Annotated in this window: 19 protein-coding genes; 10 read left to right on the top strand and 9 right to left on the bottom strand. The window is 64.4% G+C overall.

What is annotated here, in order from left to right:
* Positions 1 to 55 precede the first annotated feature (55 nt).
* Together WKW77_RS13100 and WKW77_RS13105 are read left to right on the top strand one after the other, a co-directional pair.
* On the top strand, positions 56 to 520 hold the full coding sequence (locus WKW77_RS13100; RefSeq protein ID WP_340357281.1) for a hypothetical protein: 465 nt from the start codon (positions 56 to 58) through the stop codon (positions 518 to 520).
* 15 nt (positions 521 to 535) lie between these two features.
* Positions 536 to 889 carry a phage holin family protein gene (locus tag WKW77_RS13105; RefSeq protein WP_340357282.1) on the top strand — a complete coding sequence of 118 codons (354 nt, stop codon included), beginning with the start codon at positions 536 to 538 and terminating at the stop codon, positions 887 to 889.
* A 6-nt stretch (positions 890 to 895) separates the two neighbouring features.
* Here WKW77_RS13105 and WKW77_RS13110 read toward each other — a convergent pair whose 3' ends face one another.
* The gene (locus tag WKW77_RS13110; protein ID WP_340357283.1) at positions 896 to 2,467 is read right to left on the bottom strand and encodes a M48 family metalloprotease; all 1,572 of its coding nucleotides are present in this window, start codon (positions 2,465 to 2,467) and stop codon (positions 896 to 898) included.
* A gap of 63 nt (positions 2,468 to 2,530) precedes the next feature.
* Here WKW77_RS13110 and moaC point away from each other — a divergent pair, with 63 nt between their 5' ends.
* The 7 genes from moaC (at position 2,531) to WKW77_RS13145 (ending at position 10,755) form a co-directional block, all read left to right on the top strand.
* Positions 2,531 to 3,013 carry a cyclic pyranopterin monophosphate synthase MoaC gene (moaC, locus tag WKW77_RS13115; protein WP_340357284.1) on the top strand — a complete coding sequence of 161 codons (483 nt, stop codon included), beginning with the start codon at positions 2,531 to 2,533 and terminating at the stop codon, positions 3,011 to 3,013.
* A gap of 287 nt (positions 3,014 to 3,300) precedes the next feature.
* On the top strand, positions 3,301 to 3,801 hold the full coding sequence (locus tag WKW77_RS13120; protein WP_340357285.1) for a type IV pilin protein: 501 nt from the start codon (positions 3,301 to 3,303) through the stop codon (positions 3,799 to 3,801).
* Complete coding sequence (locus tag WKW77_RS13125) at positions 3,771 to 4,406, top strand: GspH/FimT family pseudopilin (protein ID WP_340357286.1); 636 nt, start codon at positions 3,771 to 3,773, stop codon at positions 4,404 to 4,406. Before WKW77_RS13120 ends, WKW77_RS13125 begins: the two co-directional genes overlap by 31 nt.
* An 8-nt stretch (positions 4,407 to 4,414) precedes the next feature.
* Entirely contained in the window at positions 4,415 to 4,864 is a 450-nt protein-coding gene (gene pilV, locus WKW77_RS13130; RefSeq protein ID WP_340357287.1) for a type IV pilus modification protein PilV, read from the top strand.
* A gap of 5 nt (positions 4,865 to 4,869) precedes the next feature.
* The gene (locus WKW77_RS13135) at positions 4,870 to 6,006 is read left to right on the top strand and encodes a PilW family protein (RefSeq protein ID WP_340357288.1); all 1,137 of its coding nucleotides are present in this window, start codon (positions 4,870 to 4,872) and stop codon (positions 6,004 to 6,006) included.
* Positions 6,007 to 6,015: 9 nt separating this feature from the next.
* On the top strand, positions 6,016 to 6,711 hold the full coding sequence (locus WKW77_RS13140) for a pilus assembly protein PilX (protein WP_340357289.1): 696 nt from the start codon (positions 6,016 to 6,018) through the stop codon (positions 6,709 to 6,711).
* Positions 6,712 to 6,756: 45 nt separating this feature from the next.
* On the top strand, positions 6,757 to 10,755 hold the full coding sequence (locus WKW77_RS13145; protein ID WP_340357290.1) for a pilus assembly protein: 3,999 nt from the start codon (positions 6,757 to 6,759) through the stop codon (positions 10,753 to 10,755).
* Between the two features lie 1,148 nt (positions 10,756 to 11,903).
* Here the strand turns inward: WKW77_RS13145 and WKW77_RS13150 are convergent.
* The 8 genes from WKW77_RS13150 to sucC form a co-directional block, all read right to left on the bottom strand.
* Positions 11,904 to 12,404, bottom strand: coding sequence for a pilin (locus WKW77_RS13150; RefSeq protein WP_340357291.1), 501 nt, complete (start codon positions 12,402 to 12,404; stop codon positions 11,904 to 11,906).
* A gap of 205 nt (positions 12,405 to 12,609) precedes the next feature.
* A complete protein-coding gene (locus tag WKW77_RS13155; protein WP_340357292.1) occupies positions 12,610 to 13,416 on the bottom strand; it encodes a 3',5'-cyclic-nucleotide phosphodiesterase in 807 nt (268 codons plus the stop codon).
* Between the two features lie 34 nt (positions 13,417 to 13,450).
* The gene (locus WKW77_RS13160; protein ID WP_340357293.1) at positions 13,451 to 15,715 is read right to left on the bottom strand and encodes a CHASE2 domain-containing protein; all 2,265 of its coding nucleotides are present in this window, start codon (positions 15,713 to 15,715) and stop codon (positions 13,451 to 13,453) included.
* A gap of 39 nt (positions 15,716 to 15,754) precedes the next feature.
* Positions 15,755 to 16,411, bottom strand: coding sequence for an FHA domain-containing protein (locus WKW77_RS13165; protein WP_093165467.1), 657 nt, complete (start codon positions 16,409 to 16,411; stop codon positions 15,755 to 15,757).
* Between the two features lie 56 nt (positions 16,412 to 16,467).
* Positions 16,468 to 17,277: a Stp1/IreP family PP2C-type Ser/Thr phosphatase gene (locus tag WKW77_RS13170; RefSeq protein WP_340357294.1), complete on the bottom strand. Its 810-nt coding sequence runs from the start codon at positions 17,275 to 17,277 to the stop codon at positions 16,468 to 16,470.
* Positions 17,278 to 17,297: 20 nt separating this feature from the next.
* On the bottom strand, positions 17,298 to 17,987 hold the full coding sequence (locus WKW77_RS13175; RefSeq protein ID WP_340357295.1) for a TerC family protein: 690 nt from the start codon (positions 17,985 to 17,987) through the stop codon (positions 17,298 to 17,300).
* 93 nt (positions 17,988 to 18,080) lie between these two features.
* Positions 18,081 to 18,974 (bottom strand): succinate--CoA ligase subunit alpha, encoded by an 894-nt coding sequence (sucD, locus tag WKW77_RS13180; protein ID WP_184530810.1) that lies wholly within the window; start codon positions 18,972 to 18,974, stop codon positions 18,081 to 18,083.
* Positions 18,975 to 18,983: 9 nt separating this feature from the next.
* Positions 18,984 to 20,144: an ADP-forming succinate--CoA ligase subunit beta gene (sucC, locus tag WKW77_RS13185; protein WP_340357296.1), complete on the bottom strand. Its 1,161-nt coding sequence runs from the start codon at positions 20,142 to 20,144 to the stop codon at positions 18,984 to 18,986.
* 168 nt (positions 20,145 to 20,312) lie between these two features.
* On the opposite strand from sucC, the gene argC reads away from it, so the two are divergent.
* A complete protein-coding gene (gene argC / locus WKW77_RS13190; RefSeq protein WP_340357297.1) occupies positions 20,313 to 21,236 on the top strand; it encodes an N-acetyl-gamma-glutamyl-phosphate reductase in 924 nt (307 codons plus the stop codon).
* Positions 21,237 to 21,271: the final 35 nt, after the last annotated feature.

The raw sequence follows: 21,271 nt of genomic DNA on the forward strand, positions 1-21,271 counted from the left end.
CAGTCCCCTGGACCCAATGTCTCTGCCACTCCAACCAACGAAAGAAGGAGCACTCATGGAAAAGGTCATTCTTTACGTCGACGACCCCGCCTACGCGCGCGAGTTTCTCGCCCGGATGGCGGCCTCGCAGGCCGATGTCCTGGTGCGCCACTGGGTGCTGGTGGCCTGCGCCCCGCGCATGACGCACCGCATCAGCAAATGGGTCAGCCACAGCGCGCGCGAGAACTGGCGCAGCAAGTGGTTCGCGAAGGTGCAGGAACAACTCCTGCCATTGCTGCAGGCGCGGGCAAGCCAGGTCACGCCGGTCCTCGCCAAGGGGCCGCTGACGGACCTGACCAAGCGGCTGAAGCTCGAACACGGTGCAGCCCAGGTGATCGACGCGCGCCGGCCGAAGGTGGGCGTCGACCTCGAGCCCGTAGCACCGGATGTGGCACCGCCGGGGCAATCGAGCTGGGCTCTCCCGGGCGCAGTGGTCGGCATGGGTGCGCTGCTGCTGCTGGCGAACGAGCTGTCCGAGTAGGCACGCGCCGGGCGAATGCGTCTTCTCATCAAGTGGTTGCTGAGCGCGCTCGCGCTGCTGGCAGTCGCCTACGTCTACAGCGGCGTGCAGATCACGACCTACACCTCGGCGCTTCTCGCTGCCGCGGTGATCGGTCTTCTGAACATGTTCATGCGCCCGGTGCTGGTGGTGCTGACCTTGCCGGTCACCATCGTCACGCTGGGACTTTTCCTGTTCGTGATCAACGCACTACTCTTCTGGGCCGCTTCGGGGTTGCTGTCCGGCTTTCACGTCGACGGCTTCGTCGCCGCGCTGATCGGGTCGCTGCTCTATTCGATCCTGGGGCTGATCATCGAATCCGCGCTGGGCGGCTTGTTCGCCAGGCGCTGACCTCGATCACCTGTTGGCGCGCATGTCTGCGGCCTGCTCCTTCACGAGCGCCTCCACTGCGCGCGCGCGCGTGTCGATGATCGAGGCCTCGTAGTTGTCCACGGTCGCTCCCGGCGCTCGTGCGCTGGCGCGGATCAGGTCCTGCGCCGCCTTGAGGCGGTCGCGCGCCGCCGGATAGTCCAGGGTCGCGACGTTGGCCTCGGCATCGGCGCGGATCGCTCGAACGGCGTCGTTCTGCGCGCCATAGAGGCTCGACAAGGTCCGCCATGCGGTCGCGTCGCGTGGATGCGTCGCGACCCAATCACGCAAAGGCTGAACCATCGGCGCCGGGTTGCGCGTCGCCGCGGCGGCCTGCGCGGCGAGCAGCATTTCCGGCCGGTCCTGGGCCTTGGGATTGAGCAGCGCCGTAGCGGCCGGCGCGGCGCCTGCCGCCAACTCGATCTCCGCCGAGAGCAGGCGCGCCAGTCGCGCGGCCGCGGGATCCCCGGCGGTGCGCGTTTGCAGCTGCTGCGCCAACGCACGTGCCGTCTTGTAATCACGAAGCTCGCTCGCGGAGAGCGCCGCCGCGTAGAGCAAGCCGGCCTGCTGCGCGGGCGAGCTCCGGGCGAACTCGCTGCCGGAAGGCACATCGACCCACTGGCGCAGCACATCGACGCCCGGTCGGGTCAGCACGCGCGCGCGGGCGGAGATCATCGAGTGATCCATGAGCAGGGGCAGGGGCGTCTTCGTTCCGGGCTGCATCTGGAAACGCGCCTGCATGTCCGCGATCCGCTCGCCGGTCAGCGGGTGGCTGCGCAGGTAGGGGTACGAGCCGTTGTCGTTCAGACGCGAGGCGTACTGGAGCTTTTCGAACATCGACGCCGCACCCTGCGGCGCAAAGCCCGCCTGGCTCATCACGCCGAAGCCGATGCGGTCGGCCTCGCGCTCCATGTCCCGCGAGAAGCTCAGCTGGTTCTGCATGAACGCGGCCTGGCTGCCCATCATCACCGCCTGGCCGGCGTCGGGCTGACGGCTCTTGCTCGCCGCGATCATGCCGAGGATCATGCCCGCGAGCATCAGCGGCAGCTGCTTGTTCTGCGAGGTCATCATGCGCGCGATGTGGCGCTGGGTGACGTGCGACATTTCGTGCCCGAGCACCGTGGCAAGTTCGTCCCGGCTGCCGACCACCGCGATCAGCCCCAGGTTCACGCCGAGGTAGCCGCCCGGCAGCGCGAAGGCGTTGATCGTGCGGTCACGGCCCAGAAGAATGGTCCAGGCGAACCGCTCTTCCAGTTCCGGCGTGAGCTCACCGCGCATCCGCGCCGCGCCCAGCAGTTTCTGCCAGATGTCGTTCACGTATTCGAGCAGCACCGGGTCATCGATGTAGTCGGGGTCGCGGTAGAGCTCGCGGGCAATCGTGTCGCCGAGATGGCGCTCGGCCGCGGCGGTCATTTCGCCGTCGCCCATGCTCGGCAGCTGGGCCGCCGCCGGGACCGGGATCAGCAGTTGCGCGGCGATGGCCAGGGCGGCGCACAGGGCACGCAGCGGACGGCGGCCGCCAGAGGGTTGCCTGGGGTGGAAATCAGAGGATGCAGTCATCGGAACGCGGCATTCGTCATCGTCTCGGCCCCGTATGATGCGGCAGTCAGCGGAACGTTCACAATGAGCACACTCACCCATTTCGATGCCCAGGGTCGGGCCCACATGGTCGACGTGGCCGCCAAGCCGGCCAGCCACCGCGTGGCAGTGGCGACCGGCCGCATCGAGATGCAGGCCGCGACGCTGGCGCTGATCGAATCCGGCACGGCGAAAAAGGGCGACGTGCTCGGCGTCGCTCGCATCGCCGGCATCCAGGCGGCCAAGAAGACCAGCGACCTGATTCCGCTGTGCCACCCGCTTGCATTGACCCGGGTCGCGGTCGACTTTGCGCTGGCGGACGGCCCCGTACCGCAAGTCACCTGCACCGCGACGGTCGAGACGGTGGGGCCGACCGGGGTCGAGATGGAGGCGCTGACCGCGGTCCAGGTGGCGCTGTTGACCGTCTACGACATGTGCAAGGCGGTGGACCGGGGGATGACGATCACGGACGTTCGCGTGCTGGAGAAGCATGGGGGCAAGTCGGGGAGTTGGGTGGCGGGGCGCTAAACACACCGCCCGGCACCATCTCATCGCCTCTGTCTTCGGGAGACGGCGCCCGGCCCAGCCCATACCCCTTGGCGGCCGTTGGCAGGCCATTCCCAGCCGCCGCAACCACATCTCTCTCCCAAACAAGACATTTCACGCAAGCGTGCGGGAGTTGGCCTGCCAACGGCCAAAAAAGACGGACGGTGGCCGGCCGCTGATCAGCGGTGCATTCCCACCAAAAGGCGGGCAACACAATCAGAAACATCTGATTTTCCGCAGGTTGCTCCCGCAACCCGAAAGCCCGCACCGTGAAAAAACAGCTCTGCTCACGCACCGCCGCCGGACGCGTTGACGCCCGGGGCTTCACGTTGATCGAAGTGATGATCGTGGTGGCGATCATCGGCATCCTGGCGGCCGTGGCGCTGCCGGCATACAACGACTACATCCGGCGCGGTCAAGTCCAGGAAGCCTTCGGGTTCCTGTCCGATTACCGGGCGAAGATGGAGCAGTACTACCAGGACAACCGGAACTACGGTTCCAGCACGGCCTGCGCATCGGATTCGACGGCGAACACGTGGAACAGCTTCGCCCCGAGCAGTGCGAAGTACTTCAATTTCAGCTGCGCCACCAACACCGGCACGGGCGACACGACGCAACAGACCTACACCGTCACTGCAACGGGCAGCGCCGGCCAGGCGCTGGGTAACGTGTACACGATCAACCAGAACGGTGATCGCGCCACCACGAAGTTCAAGGGCACGACCGTGAGCGGCGTGAGTTGCTGGCTCACCAAATCAACCACCTGCTGACCACGGGCGAAAAGATCATGCGCCAACGCGGCTTCACGCTCGTTGAAATCGTCGTCACCGTCGCTGTGCTGGCGATGATCCTCGCCGTCGCGGCACCGAATGTCGCGAGTTGGATGGGCAACGCGCGCATACGCAACGTCGCCGACACCCTTCAGAACGGACTTCAGATCGCCCGCGGGGAGGCGGTGCGCCGCAATCAGAACGTTTCGTTCTGGCTCGTGGCGCCAAGCAACCCCAGCGTCCTGAGCAACGACTGCACGTTGTCGAGTGTCAGCGGCTCCTGGGTGGTGAGCGTGAATTCACCGGTTGGCCACTGCGCCGACGAACCGTCGACGACCTCCTCGCCCATGATCGTCACGGGCCGCGCCGTTGGTGACGCGGGTGGCAGCGTCAGCGTTGCCGCCTTGCAATCCGACGGCACCACCGCCGCTACGACCGTCACGTTCGACGGATTCGGCCGTGTTGCCAACGCCGACTCCATCCGCAAGATCGACGTCAAGGGCACCAAGAACAGCTTGGATCTGCGGCTCGTCCTCTCCTCGGCCGGGCTGGTTCGCATGTGCGACCCCCGCGTCTCCGACAACACCGATCCGCGCAAGTGCTGAAGCGAGGAATGAAGATGCACACCCGAAACCTGAACCGAAGAAGGCAGCGCGCGTCTTCCGGCGGTCGCGTGCGCGGCGTCGCGATGATCGAAGTCCTGGTCGCGATGCTCATCTTCATGCTCGGGGTGATCGGCCTGGTCGGCCTGCAGACCGCGATGACGCATGCGCAGACCAACGCCAAGTTCCGCGCCGATGCTTCGCTGCTCGCCAACGATATCGTCGGCCGCATGTGGGCCGACCTGACGAACATGGCGAGCTACAACGGCTCGGGGTGCGCCTCCAAGCCCATGTGCAAGGAATGGCAGACGAAGGTGAGCAACAGCCTGCCCGCCGGCACCGGCGCCGTCACGGTCGATGCAACGACCGGAGACGTGGCGGTCACCATCACCTGGGCCGTACCGGGCGGCGAGTCGCACCAGTACGTGACCCACACCACCGTGGCACAACCCGGGGGCTGATCGATATGCGCAAGTCCATCCTCACACGCGCCGGCCAGAGCGGATTCACGCTGGTGGAACTCATGGTCGGCCTCGTGCTCGGCATGTTGACGGTCCTGGTGATCGCACAGGTCCTGGTTCTCGCCGAGGGCAAGAAGCGTTCGGTGTCCATGGGCAGCGACGCGCAGGTGAACGGCGCCATGGCGCTCTACACGCTGCAGCGGGAAATCCAGATGGCGGGCTACGGCGCGACGCAGAGCCTGGACGCATTGGGCTGCCCCGTGAAGGCGCAGTTCGACACCAATGCGGCATTCACTTTCACGCTGGCGCCCGTCGTCATCGAGGACGGCGCGAACGGCGCATCCGACAAGATCACCATCCTGCGCGGGCGCTCGACCGGGTTCTCCATTCCCGTCGCACTCGCGGGCGCCCATACCAGCACCGACAACCACTTCTCGGTCAATGCCTCCTTCGGCACGACGGCCGGAACCTGGATGATCGCAGTGCCTGCAGCGCAGGACGCGACCCACTGGTGCAGCCTGTTCAGCGTCACGAACGACACCTCCGACGTGACCACCACGCTGAGCGCGACCGTGGTTCCGCACGTACTGACCAGCAGCAGCAAATGGAACCAGAACAGCGTGCTTCCCGCCGCCGGTTACCAAAAGGGCGACTACCTGCTGAACATGGGGTCGTTCGTCTCGCGGACGTATTCCATCAATACGACCAACAACGCCGAGACGCTGCAGGTCGAGGATCTCTCGCTTGTCAATGGCCTGACCTCGCCGCAGGACCTCTATCCGCAGATCGTGAATCTGCAGGCGCTCTACGGAAAAGGGACTGTCGATCCCAGCGGCAACGTCATCGTCGATACCTATGACAACGTGACGCCGCTGACCAATGCCGACTGGCGCAGGGTGGTGGCCATCCGCATCGCCGTGGTGGCCCGCAGCGCGGAGTACGAGAAGGACATCGTCACCACGGCCACGAATTCACCGCAGTGGGATGTCGGTTCCACAGCCACGATCGCCGGCACGGCCACGTGCCACGGCACCAGCAAGTGCATCGCGCTCAAGGTGGACCAGCTCACCGATTGGCAGCACTACCGCTACAAGGTCTACGACACGATTGTCCCGCTGCGGAACGTGCTCTGGAACTCCTGATCAAGCACCATGAACCTGCCGAATCCACCCGTTTCATCGAGTCGACGCAGCGAGCGCGGCGTGTCACTGCTGTTCGCGCTGCTCGCCCTGGTCGCTCTTTCGCTCGCGACGCTGGCGCTGGTCCGCTCCGTCGACACCAGCGCGCTCTTGCTGGGCAACATCGGCTTCAAGCAGGACGCGACAGCCGCTGCGGACCAGGCTGCAAGGCAGGCCATCAATTGGCTGACCGTGAACAGCACCACGTTGAACACCGACATGTCCGCCAACGGCTACTACGCCAGCACGCAGGAATTCGCGTCGGATGGTGTCACCGTGAAGCCACCAGTCGACGCGACGGGGCAGCAACTCGCCACCACGGCCAACCGCCAACTCATCGACTGGGACGGCAACAATTGCAAGAGCACACTGGACGGCAGCTACAACGGATGCGCCATCCAGACGGCGAGCGCCGGCACGATCAACGGCAACGCCGCGCGGTACGTCATCTTCAGGCTGTGCTCGAAGGCCGGGGACTTCACGACGGACAAGACCATCAACTGTGCGCAAAGGGCCACGACCTCGGACTCGTGCGGGGCCAAGGGGGCACAGGACTACGCCAATCAGTCGCTGGACTGCTCGGCAATCACTGCTTACTACCGGGTCCTGGTCCGCGTGCAGGGTGCGCGCAACACGACCAGCTTCACCGAAACGATCGTGCATTTCTGACGAGGGAGCGCCAACCTGCGCCCACGGAGAGAGGAACCCACTGCCATGAAGACCACTTCAATAGCTCCCCTGGCCCTCGCGCAGCGAAGGCACCTCGCCCCTTGCGCGAGGCTGACGCTGGTGTCCGCGCTCCTGATGGCGTCATGGGCTCCGTGGGCCCAGGCCGGAGAGACCGACCTGTCGAACCAGCCGCTGGCGACGCGTCCCAACGTGCAGGCCAAACCCAACCTGCTGTTCATCCTGGACAACTCGGGCAGCATGGGTTCGGCCTACATGCCGGACGACATGAACGGCACCAGCACCTACGGCTACTACTCGGCCCAATGCAACGGAGTCGCGTACGACCCGACGCTGACCTACTCGCCGCCGCTCAACGCCGACGGAACCTCTTTTCCCAACGCAAGTTTCATCGCCGCGAAGGACGACGGGTTCTCGTCGTCGAGCACCACCAAGGACCTCACCAACAGCTACTACTACGTCTACAACGGCAACAACGGGACCAAGCAACCGAAGATGGGCTGGACCTATGACAGCAATGGTCCTCTGAACACGACTTTCTACCAGGAGTGCAACACCTCGGCCGGAAGCTCCAGTACGGTGTTCTCGAAAGTCACGTTGACCAGCGGATCCGCCGCCGAGGCCCAGAACTACGCCAACTGGTATTCGTACTACCGCAAGCGCTACCTGCTGATGCGAACCGCCATGGGGCGCGCGATCGCGGCACTCGACTCGAGCTATCGCGTCGGGTTCAGCACGATCAGCGACAAGTCCGCAGTGGACGGCACCAACAACTTCCGGGACGTCAAGGATTTCGACGCGACGCAGAAGACGAACTTCTACACCAGCCTGTACGCCGCGACCCCGAGCGGCAACACGCCACTGCGCGGCGCGCTCTCGAAAGCCGGGCGCTACTACGCGAACAAGGTATCCGGACAGACCTACGATCCGGTTCAGTATTCCTGCCAGCGCAACTATGCACTGCTGTCGACCGACGGCTACTGGAACACCGGCCTGGAGAGCACGAGCTCGCCGAAGTTCGGGCCGTACAAACTCGACAACTCGACCTATGTCGGCAATCAGGACGGCGCCGAAGATCGCCCTATGCTGGACGAGACGGTCAACATCCTCACCAAAGTGACGACCTATTCGTCGCCGGCTACGCGGAGCGAGGTCTCCAACCAGCAGTCGCGAACCATCAACTGGACGAAGATCACCAGCGCGACGAGTACTGGCCCGGGCACTCAGAACAATGGCGGCACGACGACAGCCAACTGCACCAAGAAGAACTACTACCTGGTCACCGTCAAGCAAAGAACCGCGACCGAAACGCAGACACAACAGTTCACCACGCCGCAGGTCGGCACTTCCTCCTACACCGTCACCGTCGTGACGACGAATGGTGTCGTGACTTCCACGACCCAATCCACACCCACGATTGGCAACTGGGCCAACGATCCCAACAACCCTGCAACGGTCGCGATCACCGACACCAACAAATCGGGCACGACCAGCCCCACCACGAGCGATCCGATCGAGCCTCCCGCGAACGCCTATTCGGCAGAGACTACCTCCGTCTCCTGCGACAAGGGCCCCATCAACCTGCCGAGCGTCGGCTCTACGCACGTGGATGGCAGTTGGTCTCCCGGATTGACCTACACCTACACATCGCCCCAGGTCTCTTCCGTGGTCACCTCGAGCACGAGCCAGACGCCTTCTACTTCAGGCGGCGCATCCAACACGCTTGCGGACGTCGCCGAGTACTACTACACCACCGACCTGCGGGACGCCTCGCTCAACAATTGCACGTCAGGCTCCTCCGGCGAGAACGTCTGCTCCGACATCGTTCGCCCCGCCGGCGGCGACACCAACACCAAGCAGCACATGAACACGTTCACCATCGGGTTGGGCGTGAGCGGAACCCTGCCCTACGACCGCAACTACCTGACGCAGACCGTCGGGGCTTTCGCGGACCTGAAGAGCGGTGCGCTGAACTGGCCGGCGCCAGCAGAAACCTCGAACGGCGGAAACGCCACCAACGTCGACGACCTCTGGCACGCCGCCGTCAACGGCCGCGGCCAGTACTATTCGGCGCTCAATGCGGGGCTGCTGGCCGACGCGATCAACGGCGTGATCAACAGCGTGCAGCAGGTCGCCGGCTCCGCGTCTGCGGCGTCGACCAGTTCGCTCGAACTCGTCGCGGGCAACAACAACCAGGTCTATGGCGCCAGCTACACCACGGTGTCGTGGACGGGCGACCTGAAGGCCTATCCGCTCAACGCCGCCGATGCAACGATCACGACGACGCCAAGCTGGTCTGCGCAGGCCAAGCTCGACGCCATGGGGGTGTCGAGCCGCAAGATCTACTTCGCCGGGACCGGCGGACTTCAGGCCTTCACCTACGGCAACCTGAGCACGGCCCAGAAGGCGTATTTCGACAACCTGTGTTCCCAGTCCGTCGTGGCATCGCAGTGCTCAACGCTCAACACCGCCGACAAGGCGCTTGCCAATACCGGCTCCAACCTCGTCAACTACCTGAAGGGGGACCGGACCTACGAGACCGTGGTCACGACTTCTTCCACGGGCATCAGCACCACGTCCGCGGCGCTCTTCAGAAAGCGGGATCATGTCCTCGGTGACATCATCAACGGAGCCCCGGTGCACGTGGGCAAGCCGCCGTTCAAGTACGGGGATGCGGGCTACGCGGACTTCGTGACGGCGCAGAGCACCCGCATGAATGTCGTCTATGTGGCGGCCAACGACGGCATGCTGCACGCCTTCCAGGCCGACGCAACCTCTTCGGGCGGCACAGAACTCTGGGCCTACATCCCCACCGCGGTGATGCCCAACCTCTACAAGCTGGCCGATGCGAACTACGCGAACAAGCACCAGTACCTCACCGACGGTGCACCGGTCATGGGCGACATCAAGGTCGGCAACAACTGGAAGACCATCCTCGTGGCCGGACTCAACTCCGGCGGCCGCAGCTACTACGCGCTCGACATCACCGATCCGAACAACCCGGCGACCCTGTGGGAGTTCACCGACGCGAACATGGGCCTGACCTATGGCAATCCGATCATCACCAAGCGTGCCGACGGAACATGGGTGGTGGCCTTCACCTCGGGCTACAACAACACGAGCGGCGATGGGCAGGGGCACCTCTATGTGCTCAATGCCAACACCGGCGCCAAGCTGTTCGATATTTCGACGGGTGTCGGCAGCAGCAGCGATCCGAGCGGCCTGGCGAAGATCAACGCCTGGATCGACAGCACCTCGGATAACACGGCGAAGCGCTACTACGGCGGCGACCTCCAGGGCAATTTGTGGCGGTTCGACATCGACAAGCTCGTGGCGCCCAACCAGGCCGCCCAGAAGCTCGCCAAGTTCCAGGTCAACACGACGACGACGCAACCCATCACCACCAAGCCGGAACTGGCGCAGGTCTCCGGCAAGCCGGTGGTCGTGGTCGGGACGGGCCGCTACCTAGGCGTCACGGACATCACGGATACGACGCAGCAGTCTGTCTATGCCGTCAAGGATCCGCTGACGGCGACGTCCTGGGGCGACGTCCGCGCCGACACGGCCGATTTCGTGAAGCAGACCTTCACGCTGGACGGGGCTGCCGCGACTGCGGTCAGTGCCTCGGTATCGAACAACTCAGTGGACTGGGCGACGAAGGGCGGCTGGTGGGTTGATATGCCGCACACCGGCGAGCGCGTGGCGACGAACATGGGGCTGCAGTTCAATTCCCTCGTCGTCTCGTCGGCGATCCCGACCGGCGATGCCTGCTCGTCGGGGGGCTCGTCATGGCTGTACTTCCTCAACGTGGCCAATGGCGGCGTGATCACCAACAACCCTGTTGGCCAGCAGTTCAGCGCCAACGCGCTGATCGTCGGTCTGAGCTGGGTGAAGGACACGAACGGCAACGTCCGCGTCATCGTGCAGGGAAGCGACGGCAGTCTGGGAACGAAGACGCCGCCGAACAAGCCGACGACGGGGACCGGTAGCGCGCATCGGACTTCGTGGCGCGAACTGTCGGATTGAAGCGTCGACGACCGGAGCAGTTGCGGCACCCTGGGGCGTCCGCTGGAATGAGGGAGCGCGCGCACGCGAATTGAGGCACGCATTGCCGGTGTGCGCGGCGGCATCCCTTGCGATCCATCTGCTGTTGATCGATCTCGGGCTGCCTTCCTCCGGACGGGCGCAAGTCCCGGTCGCTTACGCGGGCTCGGCCGGAACGCTCCACGCCAGGCTTGTCCAAACGCCGGTGTCTCGAAATGCGACTCAGGCTCCGGAGACATTGGTGCCTGCGCCCGATGCCGCCGCGACGGCAGACCTTGTCAGCCGCAAGACAAAACCGCCGGTCGAACGATCCGGGGCGTCTCTCGGGCCGGCGCACGAGGCCTCGTCTGACCAGAGTGCGATAACACCGGAAACATCCGGCTCGCCAGATGTCCTGGCGGTTGCGCGATATGCAGCCGAACAAGAAGGTGAATACATTCCCCACTCCCAACTCTCGGTCGTCCCCGTTGTTCAGGGACCCGTCATCGTCAGCGCGCCACCTGGGGTGACGGAAGCCACCCGGCTCACGGGCGTTCTTGCGCTGTTCATCGACGAGGATGGCAAGGTCCAGCGCATCCAAGGGGATGAGCCAGACTGCCGGAAGCTCTTGAGGAAGCCGCACGCGAAGCCTTTATGGGTACCAAGTTCTCACCGGGCCAGCTCGATGGAAAGGCGGTGAAGTCTCGGGTGCGGGTGGAGGTTGTGTCGACAACACGCCTGTGAGCGATCAGCATTGACGGGGCAGGCGACCTGATTTGTGAACCGGTCCGAGCGAGGCGAGATGGTGATCGATGAGCCGAAGGATCCTAAAAGCCCGCGGCGAACTGCGCGGCATCATCAACTCCACGGCGACGCCGGAAGACACACACATGGACATCACCGAACCTACGCCGACAGGCTGCCGTTCGCGGCGTTCAGCCTCATCAAGGGATTGCTTGAGGTCACGGAGCGCATCGCCGCTTCGGGCGAATTTGGACACTCGAGCGCCATTGGAAAGGTGCGCTCGCTGTTCCCTCGATAGGCGCGAGCCATTCCGCGCCGGCTGATAGAGACAACTGGGTTCGGCGACTTGGGGACTTGAAACGAAAAAGCCGCCCTCGGGCGGCTCTTGGTGTGTGCTGCCAGCTCGATTACTTGCAGGAGCCCGGCAGGTAGCGGTTGTCCAAGGGATTCGTGGCATCCGTCAGGCACTTCCAAGCTGCAATGACTTTCCCGCCATCTTTCGTTCCGTCCATGGCCGTCGCCTGAGCTGCATCAATGTACGGCGTCAGCGAGATGGAGTCCTTGTTAGCCACCACCGAACCGCCCAGCGTGGCAGCGTCGCCTTGAACGGTAATAACCCCGTTGGCGTCGACCGCAAGTTTCTTGACGTACTTGCTAGCGGTCGTCGAGCAGGCGTTGGGGAGGCTGGCGCTGATGTCGGCCTGCGATGCGCTTTGGTACATCTCGGTGACCGAGGTGCGGCAGGACGAGGCGGCCAGGACCATCTCCGATACCTTGGCGCGGACGGTGTAGTCCTGATAGGCCGGCAGGGCGACGGCGGCCAAGATACCAATGATCGCCACAACGATCATCAATTCGATAAGGGTGAAGCCGGCTTGTGCGCGGCGTGCGATGGAACGACGGTTCATTTCACTACTCCTGGTTGGTTGCTAGGGACCCCGAGGAGAGCCCCCGGTGCGCTGAAGTAACCGCAGCATCCATGCCATGCGCGCCACCGTCGTCTGAAGCCCCAGTCGGGAGGAACTTGTTCTCGTTCTGGTTACAACGTGTGACAAACCTTGTTGCGAAGACCGAACAAGAGGTGACGTTTTTTGTCACTCCTGCCAAAGCTGGTCAGATTTCGAACGTGCCAGCGGCCTGAAGCCACCGAATATCCCAGCCCCGGTTGCCGTCCGGGCACGTGCCTTTGGTGAGCTCCTCGATCTGGCTCATGATCTCGCCGGTTTCCGCGGGCTTCGTATGGGTGATGTAGATCGGAAAGTCCTTGCCTGGGGCGATCTGCGCCAACTCGCCGGCCAAGGCACATGGCGACAGGTGCAGGCTGCGCTGCGCCAGCACCTTTTCGCGGTTGCTGAACGCAGTCTCGATCACGAGCATGCCGACATCGAGCTGGTTCACGCGATCCCAGAACGGCGCGTTGCGCTCGGTATCCCCGCTGAAGATCCAGTGGGGCCCGCCCTGGGCCGGGCGCACGGCGAAGCCGCAGGCGGGCACGGTATGAACCGCCGGCAGTACTTCGATGTTCTTGAGCGCGCTGCTGCCCAGCTGCAGCTGTTGCCCGATCACCAGATCGTGGAAGCTCACGAACGGCGCCTCGCGGCTCGGAATGCTCGCGAAATCGGGCCAGATGACGTTGTTGAAGACATGGGCCCGCAAGGCCTCGATGGTGGCGCGAAGCGCATGCACCCGCAGTGGTTGCGTGCGGCGGCTGGCGATGGCGTCCAGCATCAGCGGCAGGGCTGCGACGTGGTCGAGATGTGAATGCGTGAGCACCACGTCGTCGATCCCGGCCATCTCGTCGAGGGTGAGGTCGCCGACGCCGGTGCCAGCGTCGACCAGCAGGTCGCTATCGACCAGGAATGAAGTCGTGCGGCAGTCCTTGGCGATGGCGCCGGAGCACCCCAATACACGCACCTGCATTTCGCTAGACCTTGACCTTTCAGCTCGTCGGCTGTTATTTCGATTCGAACCGGGTCGCACCGTCCCAATCCGGGTCTTTTGGCTGCAACGCCATTGAGGCTAATCGCTGTTCGTACAGCTGGTAAAGGACTTTTTTGGCATCCATGGCAAGCAGGGGCGCAAGCATAGCTTGGCCGCGCTGCCAATCCTGGGCGCGGTAGGCCGAAATCACGGCGTTCCAGCGTTCGAGCGCCTCCTGGCCCTCCGCGGTCGGCGCACGTGCTGCATCGACTGGCGTGAAGATCCGCACCGCGTTGAGCTTGCCCTGGACCCTGACGCAATCGAGTTCCTGCCAGCCGATCGACGGCGCGAGCATTTGCGTCGCTTCCGTGGCGACGATTTCGACGCCGTAATGCACCCCGAGACCCTCGATCCTGGAGGCGAGATTGACCGCGTCGCCGACGACCGTGTAGCTGCGGCGGATGGCGGAACCCATGTCGCCGACGCTCATGACGCCGGAATTCAGGCCGATGCCGACGCTGATCTGCGGCCGGCCGGTTCGGCGATGGACTTCGTTCAGCTCCCGGACCGCCGCGACCATGTCGATCGCCGCCCGCACCGCCAGCTCGGCATGGTTCGGGGTGTCCACTGGCGCGCCCCAGAACGCCATGACGCAGTCACCGATGTATTTGTCGACCGTTCCGCGATGCGCGCTGATGACCTCGGTCAGACGGCTGAAGACATCGTTCAGGAAATCCTGCAGGTCCAGCGGCGCCATGTGCTCGGCCATCCGGGTGAATCCGCGCATGTCGCAGAACATCACGGTGAGTTCCCGGCTCTCTGCCCGCATGCTGTAGCGGGCGGGATCGACCTGCATTTCGGCGACCAGTTCGCGAGGCACGTAGGTGCCGAACAGGCTGGCCAGACGCCGGCTCGCGCGGGCCTCGACCAGGTAACCCCAGCTCATGTTGAGGACGAAGGCCGCACCGATCATGGCCAGCGTCGCGCCCAGGGGCAGCACCAGGTTGGCCCGCATGAAGAGCAAGCTGTTGATGCCGATCACGACCGCGACGGTGAGCACGGCGATCGCCACCGCACGCTGCACCGTACCGAGCGAAAGTCCGAACGCCAGCACGAGGCCGGCAATGATCAGGACGATTGATTCGTAGCCCACGGCATAGTCGGGAACGCCATGGAGCCGGCCGTCGAGCAGACCGGAAATGATGTTGGCATGCACTTCGACGCCCGGAAAGGCCGCGCCCGCCGGCGTGGAGCGGAGATCCTCCAGCCCCGGCGCGCTGGATCCCACCAGCACGATCTTGCCCTTGAGTTCGCCGGGCGCCAGCGCTCCGTGGATCACGTCGGCAGCCGGGATGTGCCGAAACGATCCTCCGCTTGCACCGCCGGGGCCGCGATAAGGAACCAGGATGCTGGCACTGGCGTCCAGCGGCACGCGAAGCTGCCTGGCGCTGTTCGAGAGCGCGAGCGATTCCATTGGCGGTGCGCCGCCCCCGCCGCCCGGCGCGAAGATCGGCACCAGCGCCCGGGAATCCGTGGCCGTGCGGAACACGGCAAGTGCGAGAGACTCGTAATAGCCGGGCTGTCCGACCTGCCCGACGTAGCGCGCAATGAGCGGCACGGAGCGCACGACACCGTCCTGATCGGCATCGAGCAGCACATTGAGAAAGCCTCCTGCCGGAGCGCGCTCGGCCAGCTCCGGAATGCTTCCGACGAACCCGTTCCATCGCGTCGCATAGTGACGACCATCTGGAAAGCTGTCGGGCGGCAAGACCGGTGCCGGGAGTTGCCCCCTCGCCTGCGACACCTTGGTCCGGGTGAAGTAGAAGCCGAGGGCGACGGGGCGCCCGATAAGCGCGCCGGCAAGAACGGCATCCGGATCCACCTTCGGCGCGAAACGCCTGATGGCCTCCACAGCTTGAGGTTGCCCGGCGAACGGACCCTCCTCCAGGTGCGGCAGAAAGTCGTGCGCGGAAAATGAGTCGGGCTCGACGAACAGCACGTCAAAGCCAAGCACCGCGGCTTGTTGGCGGTCGATCACTTCGGTTGTGAGCTTTGCCAACTGGTCACGGCGCCAGGGCCACTGCCCCATTTGCTGCAAGCTCGCGTCGTCGATGTCGACGATCACGATGCGCGGATCGAGCGTCCGCGGCATCGTGGCGCGCAGGCGCGTGTCGTAGATGAAGTGATCGAGAGCGTCCAGGAAAGTCGATTGCCACAAGCCGCCCGCGTGCGCCAGGGCGAACACGACGGGCACCAGCGTGATGGCGATCCGCGCCCAGTGCTGGCGCAGCGCACTCATTGCGGCGAGCTCTCGGGCGTGACGGGCCCCAGCGAACGGTCAGCTGACGACGAACTGCATCCGCGTGCCGCCGAGTTCGAGCACGTCGCCATCCTGCAGCGCAACGGCCTCACTGCCGAGCGGTTCGCCATTGAGCGCCGTGCCGCCGTCGATCGGCGCGACCACGTAACCATGCAGGCGGCGGGTGACTGCCGCCACGGCCACGCCGGGCTTGCCGATGGTCGTCACGACCTTCTGCAACGACAGTTCGCGCCCCGCCCCACTGCCTGAGAGAACACGAATGACCGCGACGCCTGCAGTTCCGCCGCCAAGTGGGGCCTGCACCGTGGGCGCGGATGAGAGGGGAATCGGTCCAGAGGGCGCCGGCGGGACGACCGCACGCGTCGCGACGGATGCATCTGCGGCGCCGGAACCCGCCACATAGCGCACCTTGTACTTGCCGACCTCGATGACGTCGTTCTGCTCAAGCGCCTGCTTCTTGATCGGTCGTCCGTTGACGTAGGTGCCGTTGGTGCTGTTTAGATCTTCCAGGTAGACATCGCCGCCGATCATGTGCAGCACGGCATGCTCGCCGCTGATGGCGAGGTTGTCGACAACGATGTCGTTGTACGGGCGCCGTCCCAGCGTGGTGCGGTCCTTGGCGAGCGTCACTTCCTTGATGACGACCCCGTCGATCGAAACGATCAATTTCGGCATGGCCGACTCCTGGATATCCTTTTTTTGTTCACACCGGCCCTTTTTGTGTTCCTCGTCTATGCGGGTGTCTCGGGCACTCCTGCTCCACATGCCCGGGCCAGGACAACTGAAATATTGTCCCTGCCCCCATTTTCATTCGCAGCTGCAACCAAAAGTGTTGCTTTTTCCGGGAGCGCGATATTCTGTAACAAAAGTGTGAAAAGCTGCGCGTCCGGAACCATCTCGCTCAAGCCGTCCGAACATAGCAGAAAGAGATCGCCGGGCCGAACGCTGTGTTCATGCATTTCGAGCTCGACCTGCCGCTCGATGCCAAGCGCCCGCGTCACGAGGTTGCGATGCGGGGACTGGACCGCCTGCTCCGGTGTGATGGCGCCCGCATCGAGCTGCTCCTGGAGCAGCGAATGGTCGCGCGTGAGCAACTCGAGCTTTTCGCCGCGCAGGCGATAGCAACGGGAATCGCCGATGTGGCCGACGATGACCCGCTGCTGGCCGAAGGTCGCCAGCACGAGGGTGGTCCCCATGCCCTGGAGCTGCACATTGGCGATGCCCGCTTCGAGGATCGCCGCATTGGCCTCATCGGTGCCCGCCTGCAGGGCGCGCCGGATCGCCTTGGGATGCGCGTGCGGGCCCGCATGCGCCAGCCACCGTCCGAAGCTGGCCTGGAGAAGCGCGATCGCCATGCCGCTCGCCACTTCGCCGCCGTTGTAGCCGCCCATGCCGTCGGCCAGAAGAACCAGCCCCAGGGACGCATCGAAGGCAATGGTGTCTTCGTTGTTGGCGCGTACCCGGCCCGGGTCCGTGAGCGCGGCGAAATCCCACGACAGCGCGCCGGCTTCGACGGATACGGGCGCGCTCGTGTTCGACATGGGTGTATGGACGGTGTGGTTCAGGTGGCCAGCTTCCCGGCCTGGCCGCGCTTCTGCAGCCAGCGGCCGATCAACACCACGAAGACGGCACCCGCCACGGCCCCGGCATAGTGGAGCCACGGATTCGCTGCCAGGACATCGCTCAGGATGGTATCGCTCACGATCGTCTCGCCGCCGACCCAGCCGATGAGGGCGGCGCCAAGCATGACGATGATCGGGAAACGTTCCATAAGCTTGATCATGAGCGTACTGCCAAAAATCACCAGCGGAATGCTGATCGCCAGCCCAAGGATGAGGAGCACCATGCTGCCCTGGGCGGCCGCGGCGACGGCGATCACATTGTCCAGACTCATGACGAGGTCGGCCAGCAAAATAGTGCGCACGGCGGCCAACATGCTGCCGTATTCCTTGTCTTCGCCCTCGCCCTCATCTTCTTCGCTGAGCAGTTGCGTCCCGATCCAGAGCAGCAGCGCGCCGCCGACGATCTGCAAGTAAGGAAGCGCCAACAACTTTGCCGCCACAACCGTGAGCGCAATGCGCAGCACCACCGCGGCACCGGAGCCGAACAGCACCGCCGTGCGTTGCTGATGCGGCGGCAGCGAACGCGCTGCCATCGCGATCACCACGGCGTTGTCGCCGGACAGGATGATGTTGATCCAGACGATCTTGAGCAGTCCGATCCAGAAGTCCGTCGTTTGTAGAAATTCCATGTCTCGTTATCCCACTGTTGTTTGATTAAAAAAGCGCCCGCAACCTGGATTGCGGGCGCCTTCGTTCTTGTGGTTAGAACGCGAGCGGCAAACTCAGATCAGCGCCTTGAGCCGCTTGGCCAGTTCCGAGAAGTTGCGCGTGACGGTGAAGCCGCACTCTTCCATGATCGCCAGCTTGGCGTCCGCGGTGTCGGCGCCGCCGGAGATCAGCGCGCCGGCATGGCCCATGCGCTTGCCGGGAGGCGCCGTGACGCCTGCGATGAAGCCGACGACCGGCTTCTTCATGTTTTCCTTGCACCAGCGGGCGGCGTCGGCTTCGTCGGGGCCGCCGATTTCGCCGATCATGATGACGGCGTCGGTGTCGGGATCGTCGTTGAAGGCCTTCATCACGTCGATGTGCTTCAGGCCGTTGATCGGGTCGCCGCCGATACCGACAGCGCTCGACTGGCCGAGGCCGATCTCGGTGAGCTGCGCCACGGCTTCATAGGTCAGCGTGCCGGAGCGGCTGACCACGCCGATGCGGCCCTTGCGGTGGATGTGGCCGGGCATGATGCCGATCTTGATCTCGTCGGGCGTGATCAGGCCGGGGCAGTTCGGGCCGAGCAGCAGCGTCTTCTTGCCGCCGGCGGCTTCCTTGGCCTTCATCTTGTTGCGCACTTCGAGCATGTCGCGAACCGGAATGCCTTCGGTGATGCAGATCGCCATGTCGAGGTCGGCCTCGACGGCTTCCCAGATCGCGGCGGCGGCGCCGGGTGGCGGCACGTAGATCACCGACACGGTTGCGCCGGTCTGCTGGGCGGCTTCCTTGACCGAGCCGTAGATCGGGATGTTGAAGATCGACTCGCCGGCCTTCTTCGGATTCACGCCGGCGACGAAGGCGTTCTTGCCGTTCGCGTATTCCTGGCACTTCTCGGTGTGGAACTGGCCGGTCTTGCCGGTGATGCCCTGCGTGATGACTTTGGTGTCTTTGTTGATGTAGATCGACATGACTGTTCCTTACTTGACCGCTGCCACGACCTTCTGGGCCGCTTCCGCCATGGTGTCGGCGCTGATGATCGGCAGACCGGAGTCGGCCAGGAGCTGCTTGCCTTCGGCTTCGTTGGTGCCCTTCATGCGCACGACCAGCGGCACTTGCAGGTTCACGGCCTTGCACGCGGCGATCACGCCGGTGGCGATGGTGTCGCACTTCATGATGCCGCCGAAGATGTTGACCAGGATGGCCTTCACGTTCTTGTTCTTCAGCATGATCTTGAAGGCTTCGGTGACCTTCTCGGGGGTGGCGCCGCCGCCCACGTCGAGGAAGTTCGCCGGCTCGCCGCCGAAGAGCTTGATGGTGTCCATGGTGGCCATCGCGAGGCCCGCGCCGTTCACCAGGCAGCCGATGTTGCCGTCGAGGCTGATGTAGGCGAGGTCGAACTTGCTGGCTTCGACTTCGGCCGGGTCTTCTTCGTCGAGGTCGCGCAGCGCCACGATCTCGGGGTGGCGGAACAGCGCGTTGCTATCGAAGTTGAACTTGGCGTCGAGCGCGACGATGTTGCCCTTGCTGTCACGGTTGAGCGGATTGATCTCGACCAGCGAGGCATCCGTTTCCATGTAGCAGGTGTAGAGCTTCTTGAAGACGTCCACGGCTTGGGCGGTGGAGTCGGCCGGGATGCCGATGGCGTCGGCGATCTTCTTGGCCTGCGCATCGCCGAGGCCGGTGAGCGGGTCGACGAACTCGGTGACGATCTTCTCGGGGGTGGAGTGCGCCACTTCCTCGATGTCCATGCCGCCTTCGCTGGAGGCGATGACCGCGACCTTCTGGGTGGCGCGATCGGTCACGACGGAGACGTAGTACTCCTTCTGGATGTCGGCGCCGTCTTCGATGTAGAGGCGGCGGACCTTCTGGCCTTCAGGGCCGGTCTGGTGAGTCTTGAGCTGCATGCCGAGGATCTCGCCGGCCAGCTTCTTCACGTCCTCGATGGTCTTGGCGACCTTGACGCCGCCACCCTTGCCGCGACCACCTGCGTGGATCTGCGCCTTGACAACCCAGACGGGGCCGCCGAGCTTCTGGGCGGCTTCGACCGCCTCCTGCACTGTGTACGCCGGAATGCCTCGCGGCACAGGCACGCCGAACTTGGCAAGAATTTCCTTGCCTTGGTACTCGTGAATCTTCATGAGGGTGTCTCTCGGAACGGGGTTTGGAGAACGGGAGAATTGGCTGTTGCCCACAGGCCACGGCGCCGAAGGCGGGGGCGGCGGACAGCCAAGGACTGTATCATGGTGCGCCGCACCACGGCAGAGCCTTCTTTGCGGTCAATACGTACTTTCTCCAGAGGCCCCACCATGCCCAAGGTCTTCATCGACGGCGAAGCCGGCACCACCGGCCTGCAGATCCGCGAGCGGCTCCAGAACATGCCGCAGGTCGAACTCGTCAGCATCGCTCCCGAGCTGCGAAAGGATGTCGCCGCCAAGCGCGAGCTGATGGCCGGCGTGGATCTCGTCGTTCTCTGCCTGCACGACGATGCCGCCCGGGAATCGGTGGCGCTCATCGATCAGCTTTCCGGCCGCCGTCCGAAGATCATCGATGCCTCGACGGCGCACCGCGTGGCCGACGGTTGGGTGTTCGGCTTCCCGGAACTCGCGGCGGGACAGAAGGAAGCCGTCGCCAAAGCCGACCGCGTCGCGAACCCCGGCTGCTATGCGACCGGTGCGATCGCGATCGTGCGCCCCCTGGTCGATGCCGGCCTGCTGCCGCGCGATTTCCCGATCGCCCTGCCCTCCGTCAGCGGGTATTCCGGCGGCGGACGCACGATGATCGAGGCGTACGAAAAGGGCGAAGCCCCGCTGTTCGAGACCTACGCGCTCGGCCTCAAGCACAAGCACATCCCGGAGATCATGAAGTACACGGGCCTCACCCGCCGCCCGGTGTTCATCCCCTCTGTCGGCAATTTCAAGCAAGGCATGCTGGTCCAGTTGCCGCTGCATCTCGACGACCTGCCCAATCGGCCGAAGGCCGGTGACCTCCAGGACGCGCTCGCGGCGCACTACGCCAGGAGCAACACGCCCGAGCAGTTCGTGAAGGTGCTGCCGCCGACCGCGGACGGCAAGCTGGACGCGCTCGCGCTCAACGACACCAACCAGCTCGAGATCCGCGTGTTCCCGAACGAGGACCATCGGCATGCCGTGGTCATCGCCCGCCTCGACAACCTCGGCAAAGGCGCGAGCGGGGCCGCAGTGCAGAACCTGCGGCTCATGCTGGGGATTTAGCTCGCCCCCAGGCTTGCTCACTTCGTGTAGCCGCC

The sequence above is a fragment of the Variovorax ureilyticus genome (assembly GCF_037889935.1).
GTDB classification, from domain to species: Bacteria; Pseudomonadota; Gammaproteobacteria; order Burkholderiales; family Burkholderiaceae_C; genus Variovorax; species Variovorax ureilyticus.